The sequence below is a fragment of the Fodinibius sp. GM21 genome (assembly GCF_058386955.1).
In genome coordinates this window covers 43,376-55,628 of sequence record NZ_JBYEIQ010000007.1, presented here as the reverse complement: position 1 = coordinate 55,628, position 12,253 = coordinate 43,376, and the positions used below count along the sequence as shown (strand labels likewise).

Sequence of the window (12,253 nt, the reverse complement as noted above, 5' to 3'; positions counted from 1 at the left end):
AAGACTGTTCAATAAGGTTTTTTAATCAGCTGTAATCCTGCTATTTTTGGTCTATGTATTTACTGTTTTTTTATTTAGCACTTGCTATAGGGGTATCGTTTCTGTGTTCAATTTTGGAAGCGGTATTACTTTCCGTGAGCCATTCCTATATTGCCATCATGGAGCGGAAGGGCACAAAGGTTGGAAAGCTTTTGCATCAATATAAAGAGGATGTGGATCGTCCGCTTTCGGCCATTCTTAGTTTAAATACCATCGCTCATACTGTGGGTGCTGCCGGAGTGGGGGCGCAGGCGCAAATTGTGTTTGGGGATGCATACGTCGCTATAACTTCGGCTGTGCTTACCTTCTTGATTTTGGTACTTTCTGAAATTATTCCCAAAACCATTGGGGCCACCTACTGGAGAAGTTTGGCACCAATGGCAGCCAAGACCCTGCGCGTATTAATGTTTTTGATGTATCCGCTGGTAATAATGTCGCAGGCAATTACGCGCTGGCTTTCGCAGGATGAAAAGATCCCCAGTTTTAGTCGAGAGGAGTTTGGCGCGCTGGCTGATCGCGGAGTGGAAGAAGGTATTTTTGAAGAGGAAGAGTCTCGTATTTTTAAGAATTTGATTCGCTTTAATTCCCTGCGCGTGAAGGATATCATGACCCCGCGGACGGTGGTGGTCGGTTTTGACGAGAATTTGAAGGTTGCCGATGTGAGTGAAAATGTCGAGCGACTTCATTTTTCGCGACTTCCAGTGTATGGAACAGGCCGGGATGAGGTTACGGGTTATGTGCTTAAAAATGATTTATTGTTGATGATGGCCCGTGGCGAAAGTGAAAAAGCCCTAAAGGAGTTGAAACGGGATATCCTGATTGTGCCCGAGATGATGCCGCTGCAGGATTTCTTTGAGCAGTTGATGAAAAAGCAGGAGCATATCGCCATCGTCGTTGATGAATACGGCGGTTTTGCCGGGGTCGTTACCATGGAAGATCTCGTAGAAACACTACTTGGGATGGAGATTATTGACGAGGTGGATACCATCGAGGATATGCAGAAAATGGCCCGCAAAAAATGGATGGAGCGTGCTAAGCGGTTGGGCATCGTTCCCGAAGATACCGAAGAAGCTTCATCACTGGACTCCGCTTCATAAAAGATATCAAGCTTTTTTACACTTTACACATTTTTGGTATTGATTCAGGTAGCAAATCTCGTTTTTATTTGACAGTATTACTGATCATACAAATAAGCAGAGTCTTAGGCTAATCGGGAGTATTTCTATGTAATTTTAAATGCGACTTACATTTTTTTACTGTTTAAAGTTCGCCATTTGTATAAATATTTGTGAGTTTTTGTTGGGAAGATTAAACAAGCTGGTTTCCCGATGGGAAAAAATTAATTGGGATCTTTTTAAAGAGCATGTATAGTTTGTGTCCTTAAGGGGATAATGAAGATATCAGCAGCAGGTGTAACAATACAAGGGAAAGAAATGCTCTGAGGGATGCAACTCATCCTGGTCAAAACTTATAGCATTAGTTGGGATGCCTGTGAATATGATCGTTAATAGCATCAACTTTGATGTAAGAACTGTCATCATATGTTTTCAATCTTCCAATAAGATTACCCCAGATCTTTTATGAGCTTTAAGAAAGAACGACATTTTGATGCAGGACTATTGATTACAATATCGGCTTTCGCAAATCTATGACTATAGCAAAAGAAAAAAAGGAAGAGCCTGGAAATAATCTGGTGGAGAGGATTCGCCAGGGGGATGAGCAGGCTTTTGAGAAGCTTTTCTATGAGTACTACTATGATTTATGTTCTTTTGCCTATCAGTTCACAAGCTGCAATGAACGTGCGAAAGATCTTGTGCAAGAGGTATTTTTTAAAATTTGGAAACGCCGGAAAAAGTGGAAAGTGCACCGTTCTGTTAAAGCCTATCTTCTAAAAGCAGTTCGTAATTCTGCCATTAATCATATCAATAAAAGAGATAATCGAAGTGAGGTTCGGGAGATATTTTCGAGAGAGATTCCGCAAAATATAAAACGATCGATTGATCAAAGATTTGATAAAAAAGATGAGTTAGTTGATCAAATCTGGGAAGCTGTTTTAACAATGTCTAAACGCCGGCGCCGGGTATTCATCCTTTATCACCGGCATGGCCTTAGCTATAGCGAAATTTCTGAAGTGTTGGATATTAGTCGCAAGACTGTTGAAAATCACATGGGATTGGCTCTTAAAGATATTCGCGCACAAATAGGGTGAAAAAGTACTACAGAGAGGACGATTTGCACAGTAATCCCTTTTCTTAAAACCCTCCCAGTGTTCTCAAAACACAGTTTTTCGGCAAACAAAGTTTTTATTGGGGGGAGTGCTTTTCGCAACTGTCTTATAAATGAAGATAAGATCGATTATTTAAAGACATTGTGATGGACTTAAATGGAAAAGAGTATCAATTGATTGCCAGTTATTTGGCAGGCGAATGTACCGACCAGGAGCAAAAACAAGTTGAGCAATGGATTGAGCAGAGCGAAGACAATAAGAAAAAGGTTCAGGAATTACGTCGTATCTGGCAGCTTTCCCGAGATGCCGTTTCCTCTCAGGATATGGAGTTGAATATCGATCAAGAATGGGATCGGTTGGGCAGACAAATCAAAGAGCAGAAAGCTTCATCAAGTAATAAAAATTCCGATCAAAAAGGATATTGGTCTTTTCGGAGTTCATCCATTCATTCGGGGACACAGAAATTTATTCGAATAGCTGCATTATTTTTGGTTGCGGGACTTTTCGGGGTTTTGTCGTACCACAGTTGGTATCAACCAGATAAAAAAGAACAAGTATTGCGCCAAATTAGTACTGATAATGGTCAGAGAGCCAATCTTACGCTGGCTGATGGTACTGAAGTTATGCTTAATGCTGACAGTGAACTTAAACTTCCTACAAAGTTTGCCTCTGATATTCGTGAAGTTCATCTGGATGGTGAAGCCTATTTTAAAGTATCAGAAAATGAGGAGAAGCCATTTTTAGTACACTCAAACGGGTCTACAGTGCGTGTTTTGGGGACGGCCTTCTCCGTAAGGGCATACCCGGAGGACGAGCAAGTTCAGGTTGTTGTTGAAGAAGGACGTGTTTCGTTTGGAAAGGAAAAGCAAGCCGAGGATCAAAAATCGATTTTAAGTCGGAATGAGCTGGGAACATTTGATCTTGCAACAAGTACCGTAGCTACCCGAACCGTAGATGATATTGAACTATATATGAGCTGGAGAAACGGATACTTGAAATTTGAGAAAAGCCGATTGAATGAGGTGGCGAAGGCCCTGGAACGGCGATATGATGTGGAAGTTAGTTTTGAAGATCCGGCTCTTAAGGAGCTTCTGCTCACTGCATATTTGAAGAGCCGGTCGCTCCGCAATGTCTTGGATGTTATTACGACATCATTGGAGATTAAATATCAATTAGATGAGAATAAGGTCACTTTTATGAAATGAGTAGACCATGTAAATGACTTTTTGCAACCGGTTTCATTAATCAGAAAAAGTAGTAGCTCAAAAGCGATAGTTTTTAAATAAAAAATCAATCCAAAAGGAGGTTCTATGAAAGAATCGTTATTGCATATTTTGTCAAAGTCGGTGCTCTGGTGCCTGGCGGTATTGTTGGTTTCGCCGGTAAGCCAGGCGTATACGACCGATGCTCAGGGGCAGTATTTAACGTCTGCTGCAAATGAGACTATTAGCAAGTCGTTTTATTCGGTTAGCAAGTATTCCGATCGCATTCCGGAATTACAGAGAACCGTTTCCGTTGATGTGGAGAATGCTCCGATACGAGAAGTGTTGGAAAACATTGTATCTCGAGCAAATTTGGGCATAGCTTACAATGCTGAAATGCTTTCTCTGGGACAGCCGATAACCGTTGATATGAATAATGTGACTGTTGCTAATGCGCTACAAAAAGTACTGAATGATACCCCATTTGAGGCGGCAATCTCCAAAACACGAGAAATAGTACTCCGGGACCGTCCTGATCCTCAACCGTTGGTAATACAGTTCCAGCAAGAAATTTCTGGTACGGTAACAGATGCCGAAACAGGTGATCCGCTACCCGGCGTTAATGTGATGGTGCCCAATACAACAGTTGGTACGTCAACCAACGAGAATGGTGAATATTCAATTTTAGCTCCTGATGAAGCTGATAGCTTAGCGTTTTCTTTTATTGGATATCAGCGGCAGGTAGTTCCCATCAATGGACGAAGTACTATTAATGTAGAACTGCAATCGGAGGTACAAACCTTTGCAGATGATGTGGTTGTTACGGCTTTGGGAATTACACGTGATGAGCGATCCATTGGATATTCTTCCCAGGAAGTAGGAGGAGATGAACTTACGTATTCTCAGGATCAGAATGTCATTGGTTCACTGTCAGGTAAAATTGCAGGAGTTCAAATTTCCGGATCCTCTGGTGCAAGTATGGGAGGTACTCAGACCATTAAAATTCGTGGCGTTAATTCGTTAAGCGGCGAAGGTCAGCCGTTAATTGTGGTTGATGGTACGCCCATTTCCAATCAGAATTTCGCCGGTAGCGGCGGAGCCGATTTCGGTAACTTGGCACAGGATGTAAATCCCAATGATATCGAATCTGTGAATGTGCTTAAGGGACCTGCGGCCTCTGCCTTGTATGGTATTCGTGGCCAGTATGGTGTGGTAATGATTACAACTAAAAGTGGCTCCGGACAAAGAGATTTCTCTGTAGAATTTAACTCCAGCTTTGAAGTACAGCGAGCCGGAAATTTCATGGAGTATCAGAATAAATATGGTGCCGGCTATAAACTGGATTTTAATACTCTTAGCAATGGTGATCCCTACGTAGCAACAAACTGGGATGAAAGTTGGGGACCCAGAATGGATGGTACCATGGTTCGCGAATTTTTCAGCTTTTATCCACAGGATCCACGATATGGTGAGCTGACCCCGTTTGAGCCACAGCCGGATAATGTGAAGAATTTCTTTGAAACAGGTTTTAAATCCAACCAGGGCATTACGATTGCCGGAAGTGGTGAAAATAGTAATTATCGGTTAAGTTTTAATGATGCCAGAACAGAAGGAGTTTACCCGAATACCTGGCATAAACGAAATAATCTGGGTGTAAGTGCCGGTATTGATGTAAGTGAAGATTGGCGGTTTACCACCAATCTTAACTATGCCCGAAACAGTGGCCAGCGACCTCCGCAGGGGTATGGTTATGGCTCCCAATACTTTCGACAGTGGTTCCAGCGTAATGTGAGCATGGAAGAACTGAAGGATTATCAATACGATGATGGTACCATCAAGCATTGGAATATTGGTGTTCCTTCCTCAGGAGAAACGCCCAGCCCTGCTTATTGGGATAATCCTTATTTTCTGGCTAACGAAAATGAAACTCAGGATGACCGAAACCGTGTGTTTGGTGATTTCGGGATAGAATACAGTGTCATGCCCGAACTTACATTAAAGGCCTCGCTCCGAGGAGATGTTTATGTACAGCATATCGAATGGAAGTCAGCAGTCGGTGGTACGGGAACGTCCGGCTACACGGTGGGTAAATACGAAAATCGAGAAATGAATTACGATATCTCGGCTGAGTATACCAACAGTTGGGATAAGATTTCTTTAGATGCTACGCTCGGCGGAAATATCTATGATCGTAATTATTCATACCTTCGTCAGTCGACAGTAGGTGGGTTGTCAACGCCGGGTTATTATAATATTGAGGCTTCTGTTGATCGTCCCGATAATACGTCTTATAAACTTGAAAAGCAGATATACAGTGCCTACGGACTGCTTTCGCTGGGATTTGATGAGACATATTTTGTGGATGTAAGTGTAAGAAATGACAAGTCATCCACCTTGCCAGAGGATAATAATTCATACTGGTATCCATCGGTTTCCGGTAGTTTCGTCTTTAGCGAACTTATAGACTGGGATCCGCTGACATTTGGTAAGCTCCGGTTGAGTTATGCACAGGCAGGATCTGATTTGAGTCCATACCAGACCACCTCTGCATATAGCATTGGTACTGTTTATGACGGTACAAACACACTTTCCGTACCTAATAACCTGAATAATTCGGAGATTGAACCCTCATTTTCACACTCCTATGAAGGTGGTTTCGATTTAAGTTTCTTTGGACGCTTGAAGCTTAACTTTACCTATTACGAACAGCAGAGCAAAAACCAGATTATTCCGCTTGAAATTTCAGGAGCCAGCGGATACAGTTCTGCTACTATTAATGCCGGACTTATCGAAAACAAAGGTATTGAGATAGCACTTTCCGGAACCCCTATTGAATCGAAAGATTTCATGTGGGATTCAAAGTTTAACTTGGGAAGAAATCAAAACCAAGTTGTTGAGCTTCATCCCGATATTGATTTATACGAACATGGGAGTCATGTTTACTCGGGCACTCGCAGTTACTTGAACTCTTATGAAGGAGAAGAATATGGGGTTCTGGTAGGGCAGGCATATGAGCGCGATGAAGAGACCGGCAAAATTTTATTAGATGACAATAATTTGCCGATCTGGACGGATGCTACCCACAATTTTGGAAGTGTTCTTCCCGAATTTACCGGTGGTTTCCAGAACACGTTCAACTATAAAAACTTTAGCCTTGCAACGATGATTAGCTTCCAGTCTGGCGGACAGTTCTTTAGCTGGTCGCGAATGCTGGCCCACAAAACAGGTTTGGCGCCCGCTACGGCGGCGGTCAATGATCGCGGTAACAATGTTCGCGATCCTGTTGCAGAAGGTGGTGGGGTTCATGTGGAGGGTATTTCAGCCTCTACAGGACAAGAAGTTTCCACTTACGTTGATGCGCGCGACTATTACAGAGGTGTACTTGGTGATGATATCTATGAAGATTGGGTGACCGATGCTTCGTATATCAAGCTAAGTGAAGTTAAATTTGGATATACGTTTGGCAACGATTTGATGGATAGATTGCCCGTCCGTTCAGCCGAAGTTGCTGTGTATGCCAAAAATCCGGTTATGATTTGGCAGGCGGCTCCGAAAGGGTTAGATCCCTCAGAGCTGTCATCAGGAAGCCAGGATATCACCTGGACAGAGACGGGACAGTTGAATACCGTCCGCACATTTGGCTTCAACTTAAGCTTAACTTTCTAAGAGTATAACTATGAAGAAACTACTATTATCCATAACGGTTATTGCATTTCTGGTTAGCAGCTGCGAAATCGCAAGCTTTGATGACGATATAAATAAAAACCCTAACTTACCGAGCGAAGCTGAAGCTTCTCAGCTTATTGCCAATGCGATGCTTTCGCTGCCATCATTGAGTTCATCTCCACAGGGAGAGTACAATGCGCAGTATTTATCGGAGATCATATATATTGATGATTCCCTATATCCTGAAAGTACAACCAGCTTTTACTGGCTGTATCAGGGGCCTCTAATTAATCTTCAAACAGCTATTGAGAACACAAATGTTGCTAACGAAGCGGCTGTTGCCAAGATCCTTAAAGCCTATTATTTCTGGCATATGACGGATCGTTGGGGAGATATTCCTTATTCAGAAGCGTTGAACGGAACCGAAGATTTTACTCCGGCCTATGATACGCAACAAGAGATTTATGAAAGTCTCTTTGCATTGTTAAAAGAAGCCAGAGATCAGCTTGAAGTCGGAGCGGGACTTTCAAACGATATTATGTATGATGGTGACATCGAAAAGTGGAGAAAGTTTAGCAATACCGTTCGCATGCTGATGGCGCTTCGTCTTTCCGAAGTAGATGCAACATGGGCCGAAGATGAGTTCACCAATGCCTTGGATGATGGAATTATGACTTCAAATGATGATAATTTCGTCTTCCAGCATCTGGCTGATGAAAACAATGAAAACTACTGGTACAACCAGATCATACGACAGTCTCGGATATGGTGGGCAATTCCAGTTAGGATAATCGATATGATGGAACCTTATAATGATCCAAGGCTCCCCGTTTATGGAGAACAGGCTGCAAATACCGGTGATTATACCGGCCTGCCATTTGGTACTCCAAACAGTGTTGAGGCTGATGACTACTCACTATTGGGAACGGATATTTATGAGCAGGATGCTCCGGTTTACCTGGTTACCTATGCCCAGGCCAAATTTGCATTGGCCGAGGCGGCCGAGCGCCAATGGATTACTGATACCCCAGAAACACATTATAATGAGGCTGTTGAAGCTTCTATTATACAGTGGACGGGCAGTGATGCTGGGGTTCAAAATTACCTCTCTGAGCCAGATATTGCTTATAACCCTGCAACCACAGAAGAGGGCATAGAGCAAATTTCGGAGCAGCGGTATCTGCACCTGTTTATGCATGGATACGAGGCATGGGCAGAATACCGCCGAACCGGCTATCCCGATAATATGGTGAATCCACAAGGCAGAGACCTACCATTGCGACAGGCTTATACGTCAGATGAGGCCTTGAATAATACCGAAAATTATGAAGAAGCGGTTGATCGTCAGTTTGGCGGTGATAACTCAATATACGGCCGAATCTGGTGGGATGTGGAAAACCCTTAAACGAATAAATGCTGGGTAGTAATTATTAAACTGTACAAATACTTTGGTAAAAGGCACAGGAGTTACATTTCCTGTGCCTTTTAGTTTACCATTAATAATTTTCTAAAGGATTTAATGCAATGAAATACCGATTTTTATCAACACCGTTAATTATATTCCTGCTTGTCTCGCTGATAGCTTGCGGGCCGGTCCAAAAACAAGATATTCAACAGAAAATCAGGAATACCTCTCAGCACTTTGCCCCCGACAGCAGGGTAGCTTTATTTGATGTAGAAGCAGTATCAAATAACGGAGAATGGATTCTGAAGGGAGAAACAAATCTCCCCGATGCCAAAGCCGCATTGCTGGATTCCCTTTCAGCAATGAACGTTACGACCGTTGACAGCATCAGTGTATTGCCCGATGAAAACCTCAAAGGCAAGACTCTGGGAATTATTAATAACTCGGTAGCAAATCTTCGATCGCGACCCTCGCACCCGGCACAACTAGTAACACAAGCTACCTTGGGGATGCCTGTAAAAGTACTTAAAAAAGAAGGCAGCTGGTATTTTGTACAGACCCCGGATGATTATTTGTCATGGGTTGATTATGGAGGAATCCACCAAATGAGCCAAGAAGAATATGAAGATTGGAAGTTATCCGATAAAATGATCTATATCGAAACCAATGGCTATGCGTATGAGCAGCCGGATCGAGAATCGGTAAAAGTTTCTGACTTAGTAAGCGGAAGTATTTTGAAAGTCACAGGAACAAAAGGAAATTATTATGAAGTTAGCTACCCTGATGGCAGAACCGGATTTGTAAGTCGTTCTGAAGCTCGTTCTTTTGATGACTGGAAGGCCTCAGTTAAAGCATCAGAGAATCGACTGGTAGAGCAAGCAAAAACAATGAAAGGTGCGCCTTATCTGTGGGGAGGAACATCCTCTAAAGGCATGGATTGCAGTGGTTTTACAAAAACGATCTACTTTATGAACGGCTGGATTATTCCGCGTGATGCATCACAACAAGTGCATGCGGGTGAATTGGTTGACTCTACCGGTAACTTTGAGAATTTGCGTCCGGGAGACATGCTATTTTTTGGCAGAGAAGCAACCGAAGAACGTAACCGGCGTGTCGTGCATGTGGGCATGTGGATAGGCAACGATGAGTTTATCCATTCTGCAGGGCGGGTTAAAGTAAGCAGCATTGATCCGGAAGCGGAACATTACGATGAGTATAATCTCAATCGCTATCTTGAAACCCGTCGGTATCTGCAGCATAAAGAGGGCAATATCACTGACGTGAAAGATATGTACGATATATAATGATTAAGGTAATACAACTGGGATTAGGCCCCATTGGGCAGCGGCTAACACGCTATCTGTCAGAACGTGATGGTATACATATTGTGGGAGCGGTGGACCCTGATCCCCCAAAAGTAGGCAAAGATCTGGGTAGGCTTGCTGAAACTGAAAAGCTTGGAGTTTCTATATCTGCAGATCTTGACACTTGCTCAGCTGTTGATCAAGCTGATATTGCAGTCATATCTACAGTTTCATCCCTGCAAAAGGTGGAACCTCAGATTCGAGAGGCTGCTGATTATGGATTGAATATTGTATCTACATGTGAAGAGCTTTCTCATCCCTGGCAAACACAGCCTGGTCTGGCCAAGCGTATTGATGATTATTGCAAAGAAAAGAAGATTTCGTGTGTAGGGACTGGTGTTAATCCCGGATTTTTAATGGATTATCTGCCCTCAGTGCTGACATCGGTTTGTCGTAAGGTAAAGCATGTAAAAGTTGAGCGCGTACAGGATGCACGTCCACGTAGAAAGCCATTCCGGGATAAGATTGGCGTGGGTCTCACCGAGTCGGAATTTGAACAGAATCGAGAAAAGATACGTCATGTAGGGCTCCCGGAATCGGTTTATATGATTGCCGATGCTATGAATTGGGAGCTAACCAATGTGAACGAAGTGCTGGAACCCGTACAGGCTGAAAATCCTATCCAAACGGAAAGTGGAACGGTAACCCCGGGGAATGTTGCAGGAGTACGACAAGTCGCTCGGGGGTATCAGAATGATCAGGAAGTTATTAGATTGGTCTTTGAAGCAGCCGTTGGAATCGACGAATCGCATGACAGCATTTATGTAACCGGAGATCCAACGTTTAATTCAACGATCGACGGTGGAATAAACGGCGATATTGCGACGTCTTCTATCATTGTAAATGCGATTCGTGCAATTCAAAATGCTTCGCCTGGACTTAAAACGATGCTTGATATAACAGCTCCCACATATTTTTGTGGAACGAATGAAAAGAACCTGGCTGAATACTAATCTTCATTGTTGAGCAAAATGGAAAAGAAACTTATCATAATATCTTTTTTGATGGTTTTGCTGGCAGCCGGCTGTCAATCCACAGCGGAACTTGCCGGTGATGAAACCCCCAAAAATAAAATTGAAGCATCTCCACTGGCAATAATGATCGATACTTCACGGGTATTTTCTTCCCATCTAACCGGATTTGCCCTTTATAATCCGGAGACAGATTCAATGATTCACAGCCAAAATGCCAACCGCTATTTTACCCCGGCGTCGAATACCAAACTTTTTACCTTTTATACCGGGTTAAAACTCCTGCCGGATTCGCTAAAAGCATTGGAATACGAAGTTCGAGGGGACTCACTAATTTTTTGGGGTACGGGCGATCCATCTTTTTTACATCCCGATTTTGGTAACAATAAGGTTTACGAATTTCTTAAAAACCGGGATGAAGATCTCTATTTCTCTGATGCCAATTTTGATGATGAGTTGCTGGGCCCGGGGTGGTCGTGGAGTGATTACCAGTATTATTATCAGACCGAAAAGGTGCCTTTTCCTATCTTTGGTAATGTAGCCCGATTTACCATACAAGAGATTGAACTTCGCAAGATCACCGAAACCGACAGCAGCTTGGCAGTATCTCCCAAATATTTTCAATCGTTCGTAGAAGAAAATGGTCACCGCGATGATTTTCTACACCGCGGAATGACAAATAATACATTTTCCTACGAACCGGAAGGCGATACAACTACTTATACTATAGATAAACCGTTTCACTACAGTCCCAAATTAGTGACCGAGATGTTATCAGATACACTCGGCAAAGAAGTAAAATATGTGGATGTTGAGCGTCCAAAATCCCCCAAAACAATGTACAGTATAAAATCTGATACGGCTTATAAACGTATGCTACAGCCGAGTGATAACTTTATAGCTGAGCAGCTGCTACTGGTGACGGCCTCAGAGCTTGGGAAACCACTGAATTCCAGAACGGTTATCAAAAAGATGAAAGAGGAATATTTGAATATGTTTCCGAGAGAACCACAGTGGGTGGATGGATCGGGATTGTCGCGCTATAACATGTTTACGCCCCAATCTATGATTCGCTTGCTGGAGGCTATCGATGATGAATTTGCCGATGATGAAAAGTTATTTCATTTGCTTCCGGCAGGGGGTGATCGGGGAACAATCAGTAATTGGTATGGCCCTCGTGACGACAGGCAAGATCCGTATGTTTTTGCAAAGACCGGAACACTGAGCAACAACCATTCACTTAGTGGTTATTTAGTGACCAAGAGTGGTAAAAAGCTCTATTTTAGCTTTATGAATAATCACTACGTAGGTTCTTCATCTGTAGTCAAAGAAGAGATGGAAAAGGTGCTCTGGTATATCCACACTACCTTCTGAGGTTA

The 12,253-nt window shown here is 42.9% G+C and carries 8 protein-coding genes; all 8 read left to right on the top strand.

Going from position 1 to position 12,253, the window contains the following annotated elements; genetic code table 11:
- Positions 1 to 53: 53 nt before the first annotated feature.
- On the top strand, positions 54 to 1,136 hold the full coding sequence (locus ACT3IB_RS14780; protein ID WP_491539800.1) for a CNNM domain-containing protein: 1,083 nt from the start codon (positions 54 to 56) through the stop codon (positions 1,134 to 1,136).
- 551 nt (positions 1,137 to 1,687) lie between these two features.
- Positions 1,688 to 2,248 (top strand): RNA polymerase sigma factor, encoded by a 561-nt coding sequence (locus ACT3IB_RS14775; RefSeq protein ID WP_491539799.1) that lies wholly within the window; start codon positions 1,688 to 1,690, stop codon positions 2,246 to 2,248.
- 164 nt (positions 2,249 to 2,412) lie between these two features.
- On the top strand, positions 2,413 to 3,471 hold the full coding sequence (locus ACT3IB_RS14770) for a FecR family protein (RefSeq protein WP_491539798.1): 1,059 nt from the start codon (positions 2,413 to 2,415) through the stop codon (positions 3,469 to 3,471).
- A 105-nt stretch (positions 3,472 to 3,576) separates the two neighbouring features.
- Positions 3,577 to 7,134 carry a SusC/RagA family TonB-linked outer membrane protein gene (locus ACT3IB_RS14765; RefSeq protein ID WP_491539797.1) on the top strand — a complete coding sequence of 1,186 codons (3,558 nt, stop codon included), beginning with the start codon at positions 3,577 to 3,579 and terminating at the stop codon, positions 7,132 to 7,134.
- 10 nt (positions 7,135 to 7,144) lie between these two features.
- Positions 7,145 to 8,539, top strand: a complete 1,395-nt coding sequence (locus tag ACT3IB_RS14760; RefSeq protein WP_491539796.1) for a SusD/RagB family nutrient-binding outer membrane lipoprotein — start codon at positions 7,145 to 7,147, stop codon at positions 8,537 to 8,539.
- A 119-nt stretch (positions 8,540 to 8,658) separates the two neighbouring features.
- Positions 8,659 to 9,843, top strand: a complete 1,185-nt coding sequence (locus ACT3IB_RS14755) for a C40 family peptidase (RefSeq protein ID WP_491539795.1) — start codon at positions 8,659 to 8,661, stop codon at positions 9,841 to 9,843.
- Positions 9,843 to 10,856, top strand: a complete 1,014-nt coding sequence (locus ACT3IB_RS14750; RefSeq protein ID WP_491539794.1) for an NAD(P)H-dependent amine dehydrogenase family protein — start codon at positions 9,843 to 9,845, stop codon at positions 10,854 to 10,856. Before ACT3IB_RS14755 ends, ACT3IB_RS14750 begins: the two co-directional genes overlap by 1 nt.
- 18 nt (positions 10,857 to 10,874) lie before the next feature.
- Positions 10,875 to 12,248, top strand: a complete 1,374-nt coding sequence (locus ACT3IB_RS14745; RefSeq protein ID WP_491539793.1) for a D-alanyl-D-alanine carboxypeptidase — start codon at positions 10,875 to 10,877, stop codon at positions 12,246 to 12,248.
- Positions 12,249 to 12,253: the final 5 nt, after the last annotated feature.

Bases quoted from the DNA above. Each gene is read 5' to 3' on its own strand.
- ACT3IB_RS14765 (WP_491539797.1), top strand. From the start codon at position 3,577: ATGAAAGAATCGTTATTGCATATTTTGTCAAAGTCGGTGCTCTGGTGC.
- ACT3IB_RS14770 (WP_491539798.1), top strand. From the start codon at position 2,413: ATGGACTTAAATGGAAAAGAGTATCAATTGATTGCCAGTTATTTGGCA.
- ACT3IB_RS14780 (WP_491539800.1), top strand. From the start codon at position 54: ATGTATTTACTGTTTTTTTATTTAGCACTTGCTATAGGGGTATCGTTT.
- ACT3IB_RS14775 (WP_491539799.1), top strand. From the start codon at position 1,688: ATGACTATAGCAAAAGAAAAAAAGGAAGAGCCTGGAAATAATCTGGTG.
- ACT3IB_RS14750 (WP_491539794.1), top strand. From the start codon at position 9,843: ATGATTAAGGTAATACAACTGGGATTAGGCCCCATTGGGCAGCGGCTA.
- ACT3IB_RS14755 (WP_491539795.1), top strand. From the start codon at position 8,659: ATGAAATACCGATTTTTATCAACACCGTTAATTATATTCCTGCTTGTC.
- ACT3IB_RS14745 (WP_491539793.1), top strand. From the start codon at position 10,875: ATGGAAAAGAAACTTATCATAATATCTTTTTTGATGGTTTTGCTGGCA.
- ACT3IB_RS14760 (WP_491539796.1), top strand. From the start codon at position 7,145: ATGAAGAAACTACTATTATCCATAACGGTTATTGCATTTCTGGTTAGC.